18 protein-coding genes are annotated in these 14809 nt (G+C 46.9%); 10 read left to right on the forward strand and 8 right to left on the reverse strand.

Going from position 1 to position 14809, the window contains the following annotated elements; genetic code table 11:
* Positions 1–34: 34 nt before the first annotated feature.
* Positions 35–529, reverse strand: a complete 495-nt coding sequence (gene mscL, locus FKV70_RS17095) for a large conductance mechanosensitive channel protein MscL (RefSeq protein ID WP_064796658.1) — start codon at positions 527–529, stop codon at positions 35–37.
* A 151-nt stretch (positions 530–680) separates the two neighbouring features.
* Between mscL and FKV70_RS17100 the strand changes: the two genes are divergently transcribed.
* A complete protein-coding gene (locus FKV70_RS17100) occupies positions 681–1124 on the forward strand; it encodes a carboxymuconolactone decarboxylase family protein (RefSeq protein WP_064796657.1) in 444 nt (147 codons plus the stop codon).
* An 18-nt stretch (positions 1125–1142) separates the two neighbouring features.
* On the forward strand, positions 1143–2081 hold the full coding sequence (locus FKV70_RS17105) for a sigma-70 family RNA polymerase sigma factor (protein ID WP_142613594.1): 939 nt from the start codon (positions 1143–1145) through the stop codon (positions 2079–2081).
* Between the two features lie 57 nt (positions 2082–2138).
* On the opposite strand, the gene FKV70_RS17110 is transcribed toward FKV70_RS17105, so the two are convergent.
* The 5 genes from FKV70_RS17110 to FKV70_RS17130 form a co-directional block, all read right to left on the reverse strand.
* Positions 2139–2477 carry a DUF4870 domain-containing protein gene (locus FKV70_RS17110; protein ID WP_064796655.1) on the reverse strand — a complete coding sequence of 113 codons (339 nt, stop codon included), beginning with the start codon at positions 2475–2477 and terminating at the stop codon, positions 2139–2141.
* Between the two features lie 136 nt (positions 2478–2613).
* A complete protein-coding gene (locus FKV70_RS17115; RefSeq protein ID WP_142613595.1) occupies positions 2614–3297 on the reverse strand; it encodes an MOSC domain-containing protein in 684 nt (227 codons plus the stop codon).
* Between the two features lie 505 nt (positions 3298–3802).
* Positions 3803–4084, reverse strand: coding sequence for a hypothetical protein (locus tag FKV70_RS17120; protein ID WP_063211316.1), 282 nt, complete (start codon positions 4082–4084; stop codon positions 3803–3805).
* Between the two features lie 30 nt (positions 4085–4114).
* The gene (locus FKV70_RS17125; protein WP_142613596.1) at positions 4115–5266 is read right to left on the reverse strand and encodes an MGDG synthase family glycosyltransferase; all 1152 of its coding nucleotides are present in this window, start codon (positions 5264–5266) and stop codon (positions 4115–4117) included.
* Positions 5267–5309: 43 nt separating this feature from the next.
* On the reverse strand, positions 5310–6347 hold the full coding sequence (locus tag FKV70_RS17130) for a serine hydrolase domain-containing protein (protein WP_142613597.1): 1038 nt from the start codon (positions 6345–6347) through the stop codon (positions 5310–5312).
* Between the two features lie 365 nt (positions 6348–6712).
* On the opposite strand from FKV70_RS17130, the gene FKV70_RS17135 reads away from it, so the two are divergent.
* From FKV70_RS17135 to FKV70_RS17145, 3 genes are all read left to right on the forward strand, one after another.
* Positions 6713–6901, forward strand: a complete 189-nt coding sequence (locus FKV70_RS17135) for a hypothetical protein (RefSeq protein ID WP_007428354.1) — start codon at positions 6713–6715, stop codon at positions 6899–6901.
* A gap of 135 nt (positions 6902–7036) precedes the next feature.
* A complete protein-coding gene (gene map / locus FKV70_RS17140; RefSeq protein ID WP_064796781.1) occupies positions 7037–7786 on the forward strand; it encodes a type I methionyl aminopeptidase in 750 nt (249 codons plus the stop codon).
* Between the two features lie 185 nt (positions 7787–7971).
* On the forward strand, positions 7972–8484 hold the full coding sequence (locus FKV70_RS17145) for a GNAT family N-acetyltransferase (protein WP_142613729.1): 513 nt from the start codon (positions 7972–7974) through the stop codon (positions 8482–8484).
* Here FKV70_RS17145 and FKV70_RS17150 read toward each other — a convergent pair.
* Together FKV70_RS17150 and FKV70_RS17155 are read right to left on the reverse strand one after the other, a co-directional pair.
* Entirely contained in the window at positions 8473–9732 is a 1260-nt protein-coding gene (locus FKV70_RS17150) for a DUF438 domain-containing protein (RefSeq protein ID WP_142613598.1), read from the reverse strand. The two genes, FKV70_RS17145 and FKV70_RS17150, sit on opposite strands and share 12 nt — an antisense overlap.
* Before the next feature lie 14 nt (positions 9733–9746).
* Entirely contained in the window at positions 9747–9974 is a 228-nt protein-coding gene (locus FKV70_RS17155; protein ID WP_142613599.1) for a DUF1858 domain-containing protein, read from the reverse strand.
* Positions 9975–10213: 239 nt separating this feature from the next.
* Here FKV70_RS17155 and FKV70_RS17160 point away from each other — a divergent pair, with 239 nt between their 5' ends.
* Genes FKV70_RS17160 through FKV70_RS17180 form a run of 5 tightly spaced genes read left to right on the forward strand, consistent with a single transcriptional unit; the run spans position 10214 to position 14558 of the window.
* On the forward strand, positions 10214–10933 hold the full coding sequence (locus FKV70_RS17160; protein ID WP_142613600.1) for a hypothetical protein: 720 nt from the start codon (positions 10214–10216) through the stop codon (positions 10931–10933).
* A gap of 41 nt (positions 10934–10974) precedes the next feature.
* A complete protein-coding gene (locus FKV70_RS17165; protein ID WP_013369244.1) occupies positions 10975–11376 on the forward strand; it encodes a GntR family transcriptional regulator in 402 nt (133 codons plus the stop codon).
* Between the two features lie 5 nt (positions 11377–11381).
* A complete protein-coding gene (locus FKV70_RS17170; RefSeq protein ID WP_081276792.1) occupies positions 11382–12347 on the forward strand; it encodes an ABC transporter ATP-binding protein in 966 nt (321 codons plus the stop codon).
* A complete protein-coding gene (locus FKV70_RS17175; protein WP_142613601.1) occupies positions 12344–13246 on the forward strand; it encodes an ABC transporter ATP-binding protein in 903 nt (300 codons plus the stop codon). Before FKV70_RS17170 ends, FKV70_RS17175 begins: the two co-directional genes overlap by 4 nt.
* Positions 13239–14558 (forward strand): ABC transporter permease, encoded by a 1320-nt coding sequence (locus FKV70_RS17180; protein ID WP_142613602.1) that lies wholly within the window; start codon positions 13239–13241, stop codon positions 14556–14558. The genes FKV70_RS17175 and FKV70_RS17180 overlap by 8 nt, the downstream gene beginning before the upstream one ends.
* The last annotated feature ends 251 nt before the right edge of the window (positions 14559–14809 follow it).

Raw genomic sequence — 14809 nt, forward strand, 5'->3', positions numbered from 1 at the left:
GCCGTTTGTTGTCTTCATAGGAGTGCGGGTTGTGTCAGCGTGCTTCAACGAATCCCTCTAGCTTGGAAGTGCAATGTGCGCATCGAGTAGCAGCTATAGGGATTTCGGACAGGCAATGCGGGCACTCCTTGATCGTTTTTTCCTGAGGAGGCTTTTCCTGCTCTTTGCGCTTCAGCATGTTAATCCCTTTGACCAGCATGAACACACAGAAGGCCACGATGAGGAAGTCCAGCAGGACATTGATAAACTGACCATAGGCAAGGACCGCAATTCCTGCTTCCTTGGCTTGCGCTAGAGTTTTGCGTGTACCGTCAGCATTTAGAGGATCAGCGGCTTGTAAAGCTACATATAGGTCTGGGAAATTCATACCGCCCAAGAGTTTACCAATCGGAGGCATAATAATATCGTTTACCACAGAAGTGACAATCTTGCCAAACGCTCCACCAATGATAACACCGACCGCGAGGTCAATCACGTTACCCCGTACAGCGAATTCTTTAAATTCTTTAATAAAACCTTTTCCGTTCATATGAGTGCTCACCTTCTTTGCATAAAATCATTTATCTATAATACATGCTCTATCAATTGAGGGCAATTCCAAATTGATATATTGCACTTTGTCACAAAATCACATGTTCATTTGTCTTCTGTATGTAAACCAATAATGGAGGCGATGTATCGTGAGTTTAAGATTTAACCACAGAGCAGTGAGTCCAAGTACGTTCAAGGCAATGATGGAGATGGAAAAGTATATTTCCGGTCGTTTTACAGACAAAGTATTGTACGAACTGCTGAAAATTAGAGTATCGCAAATCAATGGCTGTTCCTATTGTCTCGATATGCATGCAAAGGATTTGCTAAAACTAGGGGATTATGCTGACCATATTTTGCAGCTTGCTTTATGGCGGGAGGTTCCTTTGTTCACGGAAAAAGAACGTGCTATGCTCGAATTAGCTGAGGCGGTCACTCATATCTCAGTGCAAGGGGTACCTGCAGACTTGTATAATCGTGTCAGAGAACATTTTACAGAGGAAGAGTACTTAGATTTGATCACTGCCATTAATGTGATCAACAGCTGGAACCGGATTGCCATCGCGACCGGGATGTATCCAGGCAGTCTTTAATGAACAGGGGGCTACGCTTTGACTGGCAAAGAACAAGGGATTGAACAAGAATCGGTGGAATCGGTGGATGTAAGTCTGGAGGAGCTGTATCAAAAATATCGCAAATATTCTTTTGCCATTGCTTATCGCATGCTTGGAACGGTTACGGATGCCGAGGATGTCGTTCAAGACTGCTTTGTCGAGCTGGAGAATAAGCCCCTAAGTGATATACAGAATCCTAAAGCCTATGTAGCCAAAATGACGATGAATCGGTGTCTGAATCTACTGAATTCTGCGCGTAAGCAAAGAGAGACGTATGTAGGACAGTGGCTACCGGAGCCGCTAGGTGAGAGTGCAGACCTCCCTGCTGATTGGTTAGAACGTAAAGATATGATATCTTACGCATTTCTGGTTCTATTGGAGCAGCTAAAACCGATAGAGCGGGCTGTTTTTGTGCTGAGAGAAGCTTTTCAATATGACTATAAAGAAATTGCGGAATTACTGGGAAAGACCGAGAGCAATTGTCGTCAGTTGTTCAGTCGTTCCCGTCGTATTCTATCTTCCGGAGAAGCTGCTTCCGAAGCTCCAAGCCGTCCTCACATAAATAACTCTTCGCGGGTAAAACTGCTGGAACGGTTTACAGCCGCCTTTCTCGCCTACGATGTCACTGCTATGCTGGAGCTACTGGCTGAACAGCCTGTATTTGTATCAGATGGTGGAGGTAAGGTGCATACCGTGATGAGGCCGATGGTTGTACGCAAAGGCGTTCTCGCCTTGTTGACCTCTCGTCGGGTATTAACCGTTTTACGAGAACGAGATGTGGTCTACACCGTCATCAATGGTGAGGTTCAGCTGGCATTTCTGAAAGACGGCGAAGTGAAGGAAACTCTATGTCTCAGGCTGGCACCTGACGGGGAGCATATTCAACATTTTTATTTGATGGTCAATCCAGATAAGCTGGGATACGTTCATATATGACAAGACCAACGAAAAAAACCTTGAGTCCTTGCTGAGGATCAAGGTTTTTTGCTATTTTCATAACTGCCGGGCTTGATGAAGAGCCAAATCTCCTACCCAGGGAAGCTTAAGCCATTTTCCTTGTCCCGCACGAATTAACAGGATAATCCACAAAGCAAGGCTAACCAGTGTTAGCAGGGAAGCAAGGAAAGGACCGAGTAGCGGAATGAATCCGACCAGCACATGTCCGATCATGAGGGCTGCAAAAAAAAGTATGGATTGCAGTGCGTGAAATAATACAAATCGGCTTTTCTTCTCCAGCATGACAAAGGCCAGCGCGCCAATAAATGAGAACAAATAGCACAGGACAGCTGCTATATTTTCATCCAATCCTGTGGAAGACTTATAGACTGACATGTCAGGCATATCCTCCTTTATAAATGATTCAAAGCTAAGTCTCCGTACTATACAAGCTATGAGGACAGGATTGAAGGATATGCCCGATCTCGGTAAAAAAGTTGGCTCTACACTAACTCATTGAACCACTTCCACCTTACAAATTGCCTGATAGTCTTTCCCGAGAATCCGTTTCGGTTCCCGCCAAACGTTTTAGAAACGTCTTTCGCCAGCTTACGGACAATTCTTCCACTTCGAGGATTTGTTTAATACCCTCGATATGATCCTTTTCTTGATGCATAATTCGATTGGCAAATGAAACCGTAATTGCTTTCGGATGGCGATGAAGGAGGGATAGTTCGTCAGCTTTAGATGCAACGCCCTCTTCCAAAACGCGGAAGTAGAATCCCGTGTAGCCTGTTTGCTGTACCTTCAAGGGCATGTCCGGTACGCCGTACTTGATGGACAACTTGTAGCAAGGCTGTCTCGGCTGGCTAACTTGAACGATTGCTTTGCCAAGCTTAAAGACGTCTCCAATGCAAACGTCGGCTTCGAGCAAACCCTTTGTCGTTAAATTTTCCCCGAACGCGCCGTAATCGAGCGGTCTCTGCAATTCATTTTCCCAGAACGAATAGTGTTCGTAGGGATAGACGCATACAGCTTTCTCTTTACCCCCGTGATGAACTAGATCGCCCTGCCCATCCCCTTCGAAGTTTAGATAAGATAAATACAGATGTTCATCTGTGGCCGACTTGAATATCCCGGTAGCAACGTCCTTCTGATTAAAACGAATCTGCTTGGGCATGCCGACATTAAGTGAAAGGATTTTAATAGATGCCATTCGGATCACCCCTACTCTTTTTACATGTCAGTAATTCCTCTTTTGACTCTGTTCGTTCCCGTTTCCATTTTACACCCTACACTCCTCCATGCGCCATGTGCGAGTTTTCGATTAGTCTCCATTAAAGTGATAGAGTCCCTTTTGGGCAACTCATCGTACTGCGAGCGATGTTCCCTTTCGATCATACCCGATCTCGACAGATAACTCGGACAACACATCATCCAGCAGCAGGATAGGATACTCCTCAAATTAGAGAATGTGTATAAAAATACGAAAAAGGCTGAACGAAAAGGATTCGTCCAGCCTTTTAAACGGTTATGCACATGTTTTGCACATATTGTACATACTTTATCCACCGCATATAAATATTTATCCACAAAAATAACATGGTTTATACACAAATTGTGCACAATCTGTAGACAATATTACGATTATTCATACTTTGTACACAGTTTGTCCACAGATTATCAACATATTGAGAGTAAGTGTGGATATACTACCTCAATTATCGGTCACCGCGTTGTAAATGGCGGCGTGGATGTGTGATTTTACCCATTTTATTCTCGTCATCCTCTTTGGGGATAAGTCGTTCATCGGTACGTCCTTCGTGATGGTTATCAAAGGCGTATTCGGTCATTTTCCACTCGGAAGTACCCAAAACAACATCAGCGGGGAAGTGCTGGCCTCTGTGCAAATGTTGCTCATGTCCATCCTCATCCACATAAATACCATCCACTTCTACCTTTTCACCCGTAAGTGGGAGTAAATCCTTTCCTTTGTGTTCCATTGGTATCCCCTCCGTCTGGCTTATTCCTCGTTAATTTGTCCGGACAGAGGTTCTTTTATCCACAAGCTGCTGCAAAATGTCTTCGGCAATCTGGTCTGCGGGATGAGGTTTGCGAAGTGACTCAATCGCCTGCTTCATTTCCTCAGCAAGAGAGGGCGTGGAGATCAGATCCAGACAATGCTGAATCAGTTCCTCCGTGGTGCGAGCAATGCGGGCAGCTCCTTTTTGCTGCAGATACAGAGCATTATTTAGTTCCTGACCAGGTACGGGTTTGAACACCAGGATAGGCAAACCAGATGCGATGCTTTCTGAGAGCGTGATACCGCCAGGTTTTGTAATCACCAGATTACTTGCTCGCATAAGTGCTGGAACGTAGTCCACGAATCCGTAGGTATAGATGTCTGGATGGTCTGCATATAGCGCATCCAATTCTGCTTTCAATTGCTGGTTGCGTCCGCAGACGATCAGCAGTCGTAGCTGCGGAAGGCGGCTCAAATGACGACAGATATCCAGTATGCCGGATAACACACCGTAGGCGCCTGCCATAATGAGCAGTGTGGTCCTCTCAGTCTGTAACGGTGAGATTGTCTGTGGCTGATCAGGGACTTCGTCGGCAGATAGGTTATAAAAAGAAGCGTGAATCGGAATCCCCGTCGCGGCTATACGTTCGATAGGGATTCCCCGCTGCGCGGCTTCCTGCTGAAGATCCTCAGTGGCTACATAATAGCGATCAATATCAGGATGTAGCCAGCGCCCATGCAGGTCGAAATCTGTAACCACATTGACAATCGGCAAATTCATGCCCATTTTGCGGCGCAACGCCGGGAGAGCAAGCTGCGGGAAGGTATGGATCACAAGATCCGGCAACTCCTTTTTCAGTGTGAGAGCAAGCTGACGCATTCCGAATGAATGCAGTACATGGCCAAAGGCCGATTTAGCCTGCATACCGCGCGTGATGTTATAGACCCAGCCGTATAGCTGTGGAATGGTTTTGAAGCTTTGCATATATACAAATTTGGTCAGCCCATTCAGCCATGGATGAGATTCAGCCATCAGATCGAGTAGTTGTACCTCGCAGTGTCCGAGTCTTCGCAAACTATCCATGATTGCCCGAGCGGCCTGGACATGGCCTTCCCCGTAGCTGGCGTATAATATTAGAATTTTTGGTGATGAGACTTCCATGATTGTTTAGCCCCCTATATTCAATAAGCACATGAAGCTCATTTCAGGAACGTTCCAAGTTGAGGGAGGATATGGCAGGCAAAACGAAACGCTCTAGCAATGTTCGTGGGTTTTTCCAGCGGCTCACCTTGCTGTCTGCTGTAAACACCACGACTGCGTTCGCCTCCGGTATCAGATAAATTTGCTGTCCTCCATGTCCGTGCGCACACGCATAGTCTATACCGTGGAGTCGTCCAGTCCACCATTGGAATCCGTAATCTCCAAATTCCGGATAGCCTTCAACCTGTCGCTGCGTCGCCTGATGCAGCCAATCGGCTGGAATCAATTCTCTCCCATTCCAAATGCCCTGATGAAGGCAGCAATCGCCGAATTTAGCCATGTCTCGCGACGTCAGAAACAGACCAATGTGGCCCATGGTGTAGCCCTCTGGATCTTGTGCCCAACCACTTTTCCCGAAACCTAACGGTCCGAATAAATGCTGGAGAGCATACGTATAGGCATCAATCCCACAGCAACGGGTGAGCAGTACGGACAACAGATGCGAATCCACACTGCGATATTGGAATACGCCGATTTGATCCTCTTGTACAGGTAACCGTAGGGCAAAGGACGGCCAGCTTTTACTGCGATGAAAACGGTGGATAAAAGCTTCACCGAGCTTTTTGCCTGTCTGCCAATACAAGCCTGACGTCATAGTCAGCAGATGACGAATCGTAATCCGTTCTAGCAGTGTATCCTTCCGCTGGGGTAAATACTCAGGAATCAACTTATGCACAGCTGTCTCGGGTCCGGGCATATCCCCGCGCGCCATAGCAATGCCGACGAGCGTGGAGGTGAAGCTTTTGGTTGCGGAACGCAAATCATTCAAAGCGCTTGCCTCATGACCGTTGTAATAGCGTTCCCAGATCAGCTTGCCGTGGCGAAGCAGCAGGAAGCTGTGCATTTTCGGAAATTTGGCTAGGATTTCGTGATCTGTCTGATCCAGTAGGGAGGCATTGATGCCTTCCTCTTCACAAGTTCCGAGGTTCAGCGCAGACAGCCGGGCAACAGGTGCAGTGAACAGCGGAGCATTACGGCTCATCCTTTTCCCTCCCTTGCTATGTTTATTTATTTTACCCCAAACACATACGCTCCAAAAGCCGATAAATAAGGTATACCTCTATACAGTTGCTAATTTGAGACCTCCAAATGCTATGAAGCGTAAAAGATAGGTGAAATCAATGTAAATTTACTGGAAAGCTGAAAGCTGTATTTGAATATGGTATAATGGGGTAGTGATTCAGCCAAACGAAAATGGGTTAATAATAGTGTCAGGTACATGCCTCGCATCAGGCATTCCCGACCTAAGCTGCACTAGACATACTACTTCACTGCATAAGGACATCAATACTTTTCGGCATTCTCTTCAACGGAGCACTTATTTTCAACGTTTTGGGAGGGAGTTACATGGCAACGAAAGGTCACAATGAAGTTAAGGAAAGTCTGCGGGAAATGACTCGAATTTTCCGGCCTAAGGATCCCAAAAAATTTGTAAAGGAATATGTGCGAAAATACCGGATAACAGGAGGGTATGAGGAAGAGTTGACCATGGTGGTGGAAAACGAACTCGGCCGCATAAATTCTTCAGTATCTTAAGGGTTCGCTTACTGAACAACTAGAAACACGACTTTTATAAACCGTCTATCCGCAGAGGAGACGGTTTTTTTGTGTCCGTCTTGCATACAATGGGATAGGTTTAGTGATTTGTATGTACAAAGGAGGCGGATTCCAATAGAAGTAGCGATACGAACACCGGAGGAAATCGGCTATATGAGGGAGGCCGGACGTATTTTGGCAGATTGCCATCGTACGCTGGAAAGTCGTATTCTTCCGGGAATCACAACGCTTGAAATTGATGCTTGGGTGGAGCAATTTCTACGCAAGCGTGGTGCCACGCCCGAGCAAAAGGGCTATAAGGGGTTCCCTTATGCTACCTGCGCTTCGGTCAATGAGGTGGTATGTCATGGCTTTCCCTCGCAGCGGGTGCTTCATGATGGGGATATTGTGACCATCGACATTGTGGTCAACAAGGATGGGTGGCTGGCTGATCGGGGATGGACCTATGCAGTGGGTAACATCAGCCGGCCGGTAGCCAAGTTGCTACGACAGACCCATAAGGCGCTGATGCAAGGCATCGAAGTTGCCCGCCCGGGCAAGACCTTAGGGGATATCGGGCATGCGGTGGAAAAAGCGGCAAGATGGCGACGGTACGGTAACGTCAAATCTCTGATCGGGCATGGGATCGGGCGCCACATGCATGAGCCGCCGGACGTTCTCCACTACGGCCGTGCTAGAACGGGATTGCCGCTGCGCGAAGGGATGGTGATTACCATTGAGCCGGTATTTACCCTCGGACCCGAAGGCGCGGTGCTCTGGGGGGATGATGGCTGGACCATCAGCACAGCAGACGGCAGTTGGGGTGCTCAATACGAGCACACGATTGCGATTACAAAAAACGGTCCTTATATTTTGACCTCGTAAAAGAGTATTGTGCCATAGGGAGTCCAATGTGCGGGTCGTGTGCATAAGACTCTCTTGGTAAGTTTTTTAGAATAGCATATCCACTTCACCAAACAATGAGCTTCTTGTTATAAATCATAGATCGAGATTTGGATCGTCGGTATAATAGGAGGCAATAATATTTGGAAACTAGGAGTGGAATCAACATGACGATCAGGGAAGCGACAATATCAGATGCCGAAGACATCGCCAAAGTGCATGTAGACTGCTGGAGAACGACGTACAAAGATATCATGCCTGCCGAGGTTCTGGAGCGGCTTTCCTATGAGCAAAGAACAGAACTGTGGAATACGAATCTTTCTACTGAAGACGGCCATCTCGTATATGTTGCTGAAAATGAGGAGGGGGAGATTATCGGATTCGTGAGTGGAGGTCCGGAAATGTCAGGGGAATATCCCCCATATGGGGGGGAGATAACGGCTCTTTATGTTTCGAGTGAATACCATAGTTTAGGGCTGGGCAAGAGGCTATTTTTACGCTTGCTTCAACATTTTAATAGTATGGATATTCACTCTGTTATGGTGTGGGTGCTGGCTGATAATCCAGCATGTACTTTTTATGAAAGGCTGGGGGCCAAACCTGTAGTAGAACAGCATATTATAAATATGGGCGACAAAAACCTGAACATGGTGGCTTACGGCTGGTTGCTACTCGGATAGTATACGCTTTTGTCCTTCCAAGGCGCGAATAGGAGCGATATTTTGCGTGAATTCCAGCGTTCCCAGATAGCGTCCTTCGGCATCACGAATAGCAAAGTAGCGGATGTAGACAAATTTGTCCTTGATTGGAATCCAAAAATCTTCAACATCCTTGCGACCGGCTTTAAAATCCTCCAGCAGTTTCTCAACAACATGCACACTTTGCGGCGGGTGGCAATTTTGTACGGTACGACCAATGACGGCCTTGGTACGGGCAAAAATCCGTTCTTTACCATGAGAGAAATAGCGAACAACATCATTTTCATCGATAAAGGTCAGGTCAACAGGCAGATGATTCAACAGCAGTTCCAATTGTTGTACAGATACAATTCCTGTTTCGAATCGCACGAACCCTTGCGGAGTAGCGGAAGTGCCTTCTGTTTGCTCAAGGGCTTCTACGGGGTCCTTTGCCCGTTCAGGTATCCATTCACGTTCAGGAGCGGTCAGACAGAAACCGATTTCCTCGCTTTCCCGGGCTATTTTTAGCCATTCATCCTCGGTCAGCTTACTGAGTGCCATCGGCAGCAAAATATTCTCTTCCTTGAATATCATTTCATTCACTTCGCTCATGATATGGGCAAGTGCCTGCCCAATCTGTTCACGATCCCCGTTATACTCAGTGAGCAGCTGTTTTGCATCCTTGATGGCGGCGCGAATCCCGTCGTCCACCCCCCACATCACTTTGGTTGGACCAAAGATTCCATAGCGTTCAAGATAAGGAAAGACCAGATTCTCTTTGCGGCTATAGTGCTTGTCGAGATCCATTAGCAGACTTAAATCCTCCAGCAACTTGTAAATCACCTTAGGACTGTCTTCCTTTTGAAATTGCTCTGCATGCAATGCCAGCTTAAAATTGACCAGCCGTTCGATCTCACGATTTTCCAGCTTGAAGGTGTGGACAGGATGCCCCGGTTGTTCCTCCGGTCCTGAAGGACGGTGAATATCCTCAATAGAGCCCTTGAATATCGACGTATGAACGGAACAGAGGCGTTGGACTTCCGACACCGGGATTCCCTCCTCGGTCATCAAGGCATGCTCCATAGCTGAAATTTCCGCCACGCTTACTCCGCCAACGGCCTCTGCAAAACGCGCTTTGACTTCCTCCACGCTTTTCCCGGCATGTAGTTCTTTTATAATTTCCTTCAAGGTTCGTTGACGCTCCGTTAATTCCTGTGCTGTATGTTCCCGGTTGTTAATGAGCTCGCTCATGATGGTTAACTCCTTTATTTTTGAATGATAAAACCATGTTGCATAAACGTCTGCTGCACAGTTTCCATACTTATTTTCTTTAACGCAATTCCTTTGGACAGTGTCATAAAACGTCCTGCGGTTTGAAGCATGCCAGGCTTGGCAATATCGTGAAAACCCAGTTCTACCATAATGTCTTTCACTTCAGGATAACGATTAACAAGGTTAAATATGGACTCATCCCAATGCAGTATTTGATCCATTTGTTCATCCCCTTGATTGAGAACGTTTTTCATTTACAGAGTAGCATAGGCTCAAACGAGCTATTGTGATTGTACGCACAATTTTGTTCGGGTGGTTGACAACGGTAAATCTTGGTTTATATACTGTGTATAAAGATATATACAGTAATAACACTGGAGACACTGTGGTAACACTTCGAAATGAAGAGCGAACGAGGTCGTTATTACACAGGTAGTGCAGAAGGGATCAGGATAAGAAAATGACGATCATGAAGCAGGCATGGATGATTACCCGTCAGGATTTTCGCAAGAATCCATATGCAGCACTATGGACGTTGCTATTTATTGCGTATTTGGGGTTTACCATGAGTTTTGCGGTAAGTGTGCAATGGGGTGAGCATGTAGCCTTGAGCCCAGTAGCTGATTTCATTATGCTGGCGTTGATTCCGTTTTTGGGATTCTTTTATAACCGTCGAGCGTTCAAATATTTGCAGGAAGATTCCTATACGCACATGTTAGCTTTTTTCCGCACCTTGCCTATACCGATGAAAGCTGTAATTATGAGCCGAATTCAGCAAGGGGTATTGGCGTTTGTTGTGAATAGTGTGATATTTTTTACTCTTTTGTTTACGTTGTCAGGTACGCTTCGGATATATGCCAGCACAGGTTTCTTTGTATCGTTTGCTCTGACATGGATAGGCTACGGAATGCTCATTCAAGCCATCTATATTCATTTGGAATTTCTGAAGAGAGGAAAAGAGTACTTCTGGCTATCCATTGTCGTCATGATCATGTGCGGAATAGTTACGATTATAGTTCGAGTCTGTGGGGCCAATCTGGTGCTGATAACGGCATCTTATAGTAAGGAATGGATGCTCTTGTCTCCGGTAATGTGGGGAGCATTGCTAGCAGGAGCCTTTGGAATGTTCGTGTCCTATCGGGTGACACAGCGCAAGCTCATGAAACGGGACTTAACTTAGTCGTATGTATACAAAAATAACTAAAAAGGGAGGGAGAGCAGGTGAATATTCCAGTGCAAATTGATGAGAATAGCGCGGAACCGCTGTATGCACAGATTGAAAAGCAGCTTCGTTCACTCATTGTAACCGGACAGATTGCAGCGGGAACGCTGCTTCCCTCCATTCGTGAGTTTGCGGGGACGCTCCGTTGCAGTGTAATCACCGTCCGGCGGGTCTATCAGGATTTAGAGAACGAAGGCTTGCTTCGTACCCGGCAGGGAACGGGCACCTTCGTAGCTCTGGTCGAGGATGATATGCGCTCAGGTTACCGCCTTAAAGCGGTGACTGAGGCATTGGAAACGGCGATTGCCACAGGCATCGCTGTACAGATGACAGAGCAGGAATTATTGGAGCTTTTCGCAGAAATGGTGAAAAGAAGGTATGAAGTCCAGGTGAAGGAGTGACAGCTGTGAGCAATCATGTGGAAGTTCCTATGGAAATACAGAGGAAAGTACCGATTATTGAGATGAGCCAGGTCTTTAAAACCCGGGGTGACCGGAAGATTGGGCCGATTAATCTAACGGTTGAACCAGGATATGTGGTCGCCTTGACTGGACATAACGGATCAGGGAAAAGCACATTGATTCACTTGCTAACTCAGCTTATTCATCCGGATTCCGGTGAGATTCGTTGGTTCGGTCAAGCCTACCCTAATGGTATGCCGGCAGATACACGACAATGGGTTGGGTATATACCGGAGCAGCCGGTTCGCGAGGAGGATCGATTAACGGCAGAAGCAGCAGCGGCTTTTCGAGCCTTGTGGTATCCCGGCTGGGACGAAACACGTTTTCAGCGGTTAATGGACCGTTTTCAGGTTCCAGCACATACGAAATTATCGCGTATGTCCAAGGGACAACGCCGGAAATTCGAACTGGCTGCTGCCTTGGCGCCGCACCCTCGTGTGTTGCTGCTGGATGAGCCTTCATCGGGTTTAGATCCTTTTGCCTGGAAAATCATGCTGGAGGAACTGCGGGATTGTATGAAGAACGGCAAAACGACGATCATTATTGCTACCCATATCATGGACGAGATCAAGCGTTTGGCGGATTACATTGTTTTGATGCACGATGGCAGGCTGCTTGGCAAGCTGGAAAAAGATCATCTACTCGAAAATAGCAAGGAAATGTGGTTTGAAGGTACACCCGAGGAGGCATCGGAGCTTCCGGGAGTTGTAGAGACGGAGAGTGATGGGAATTTACAGCGAATTATAACGCTGGCCGCCGGGGAGACCAGTGCTATATTGGAACAGGCGGGGATTCGCCCCATCCGTGTGCGGCGTCTGGAGCTGGATGATATTTTAGTATATTGGTCTGCAGGACAAATATCTGCGAATGCTGAGACATTCATAAAGAAAGAAGGGATGGAGCAATCATGAGCATGCTGGAATTGGAAAAGGTCGTGAAGCAATATGGGAATCATACAGCAGTAAACGGAATATCGCTGAATGTGAACGGCGGCGAGATTTACGGACTGCTGGGAGGCAATGGAGCAGGCAAAACGACAACGATGCGCATGGTGCTCGGCCTGATTTACCCTGACGGGGGTAGCATCCAATATGAGGGCAAGCCCTACGGCAAGGAGCTTCAGCGGACAATGGGCTATTTGCCTGAAGAGCGTGGGCTGTACCCCAAGGTGAAGGTAAACGAGCAGATTAACTACTTGGGCAGGCTGCGTGGAATGTCGGCCAAGGAGGCGGACCAAAGTCTGCGCTACTGGCTGGAACGTTTTGGAGTGCCAGAATATTACGATAAGCGGATTGAGGAGCTATCTAAGGGAAATCAGCAGAAAATGGGCTTTATTGCTGCGGTTGTGCATCGCCCGACGCTGCTCATTTTGGATGAGGCCTTCAGTGGATTGGACCCGGTAAATGTTGAATTGCTTAAGGAGACGGTGAAAGAACTGAGGGACGAGGGGGCTGCAATTTTATTCTCAACCCACCGCATGGAGCATGTAGAGGAACTGTGCCGGCATATTACGATTTTGCATCGCTCGAATACCGTAGTGCAAGGAAGTGTGCAAGAGATCAAGGGCCGCTACCCACGTGAAAAAGTTCGTCTCATCACTACAGGTGAAGTGAACGGACTGGAACAGCTGCCCGGCGTACTCCGTGTAGAGCGTATGGATCGTGGCTGGATGCTGCATATTGAGCAGCCGGATACGGCGAAGTTAATTTTGCAAACAGCGTTGGGACAAACGGATGTGGAACATTTTGAGATCAAGGAACCTACGCTCAATGAAATTTTCATAAGAGAGGTGGGAGATTCCCATGAATAGACTGGGCACAGTGATCGGTTTTACGTTTCGTCAGAAGGCGAGGACCAAATCTTTTATCATTACGACACTGGTATTGGCCTTGCTCATCACACTGGGCATGAATCTGCCGTATATCATTTCCTTGTTTAAAGGAGAAGGAGCCGGAGGTTCCAACACAACGGCAACCGAGCATCAACGTTTGGGTCTGATTGCCGGGAACCAGACAGAAGTGGCGAGACAGCTGGAACAGTTTACCAAGGTGCAATCCAACCCGGCAGCCGTCTGGGTACGTTATGACAGCGTACAAGCGCCAGCAATGCAGCAAGCCTTGAAGAATGGAAAGCTGCAAGGGTACGTGCAGTTCACAGAGCCTGCCGCCAAGGGAGACACGTTTCCCAAAGTGGAGTACGTCTCTGTAGAAAAAAAACCGTCTCCGGCTGTAACCACGTTGGTGCAAACGGGACTTCAGGAAGCAAAGGTCAAGGCTATTGTGGGTGATAAATCATTGACCAGTGATCAAATTCGTGAGATCAGTACACCTGTAATAGTGGATAGCAGAGAAGTAGACAGTCCATCTGAAGGAGGGGGAACTGTAGGGACAAAGGAAAAAGAAACCTCAACGATTAACTATGGTTTGGTGTATGTACTGATGATTTTGTTCTTCACCTCTTCCATGATGACGGGGAATATGATCGCCGCAGAAGTTACATCGGAAAAAAGCTCACGTATTATGGAGATTCTTATCACAAGTGTGTCGCCGTTGACTCAAATGTTTGGGAAGATTATCGGTATCTTCCTAGTGGGTCTGCTGCAAATTGCTGTTTTTGCAGCCGTTGTCTGTGCCAATCTTATGCTGCCACATAATAATGCGATCCTTAGCTCTGCCGGGCTGGATTTGTCGCAACTGAATATCGCGGTGCTAGGATATGGTCTCATTTTTTACATCCTTGGCTACTTTCTATATGCAGTACTGTTCGCCGCGGTGGGCTCCATTGTTAGCCGTACCGAGGAGTTGGGACAGGCCATTATGCCAATTACCGTGCTGTCACTCGCAGCTTTTTACATCGGAATCTTTAATATCGCAGCACCTGATACGATTTTCATTAAGGTGGCCGGATACATTCCCTTCTTTTCTCCGACCGTCATGTTGCTACGCATCGGACTGGAACGGGCGAGCCTGCTGGAAATTTGGTTGTCACTTGCCATTCTGTTCGCGTCCATCCTGTTCTTTGGCTGGCTGGCTGCCAAGATCTACCGTACGGGTGTCTTGATGTATGGCAAACGACCTTCATTCAAAGAGCTAAGAAAAGCGATGAAGGCTTATAAGATTTAAGAAATTTGAGAGAACTTTGTGTGTGGTGTCATAATTAGTGAGAAAACTTTCAGATTAAATGAGAAAAAATTTCATAATTGATGAGAAATGAGTATTTATTAAAGCTGTATACTCATTATTAATGACGGATAACAAGATACCTCTTGTTAATAAGTATTTAATAAAAAGCCCGATGAGCACGGGGGCTGACTCCATTACGTGAGACAAATCAAAACACCTTCAAGAGAATCAAGCCATGTCGTAAGATATGG

This window comes from Paenibacillus ottowii (genome assembly GCF_006874425.1).
GTDB lineage: Bacteria > Bacillota > Bacilli > Paenibacillales > Paenibacillaceae > Paenibacillus > Paenibacillus ottowii.

Excerpts from the sequence above, each read along its gene's own strand:
- FKV70_RS17175 (WP_142613601.1), top strand. The coding sequence starts at position 12,344 with ATGAGCATGCTGGAATTGGAAAAGGTCGTGAAGCAATATGGGAATCAT.
- FKV70_RS17150 (WP_142613598.1), bottom strand. The coding sequence starts at position 9,732 with ATGAGCGAGCTCATTAACAACCGGGAACATACAGCACAGGAATTAACG.
- FKV70_RS17130 (WP_142613597.1), bottom strand. The coding sequence starts at position 6,347 with ATGAGCCGTAATGCTCCGCTGTTCACTGCACCTGTTGCCCGGCTGTCT.
- mscL (WP_064796658.1), bottom strand. The coding sequence starts at position 529 with ATGAACGGAAAAGGTTTTATTAAAGAATTTAAAGAATTCGCTGTACGG.
- FKV70_RS17160 (WP_142613600.1), top strand. The coding sequence starts at position 10,214 with ATGACGATCATGAAGCAGGCATGGATGATTACCCGTCAGGATTTTCGC.
- FKV70_RS17110 (WP_064796655.1), bottom strand. The coding sequence starts at position 2,477 with ATGTCAGTCTATAAGTCTTCCACAGGATTGGATGAAAATATAGCAGCT.
- FKV70_RS17180 (WP_142613602.1), top strand. The coding sequence starts at position 13,239 with ATGAATAGACTGGGCACAGTGATCGGTTTTACGTTTCGTCAGAAGGCG.
- FKV70_RS17125 (WP_142613596.1), bottom strand. The coding sequence starts at position 5,266 with ATGGAAGTCTCATCACCAAAAATTCTAATATTATACGCCAGCTACGGG.
- FKV70_RS17155 (WP_142613599.1), bottom strand. The coding sequence starts at position 9,974 with ATGGATCAAATACTGCATTGGGATGAGTCCATATTTAACCTTGTTAAT.
- FKV70_RS17120 (WP_063211316.1), bottom strand. The coding sequence starts at position 4,084 with ATGGAACACAAAGGAAAGGATTTACTCCCACTTACGGGTGAAAAGGTA.
- FKV70_RS17145 (WP_142613729.1), top strand. The coding sequence starts at position 7,972 with ATGACGATCAGGGAAGCGACAATATCAGATGCCGAAGACATCGCCAAA.
- FKV70_RS17115 (WP_142613595.1), bottom strand. The coding sequence starts at position 3,297 with ATGGCATCTATTAAAATCCTTTCACTTAATGTCGGCATGCCCAAGCAG.
- FKV70_RS17135 (WP_007428354.1), top strand. The coding sequence starts at position 6,713 with ATGGCAACGAAAGGTCACAATGAAGTTAAGGAAAGTCTGCGGGAAATG.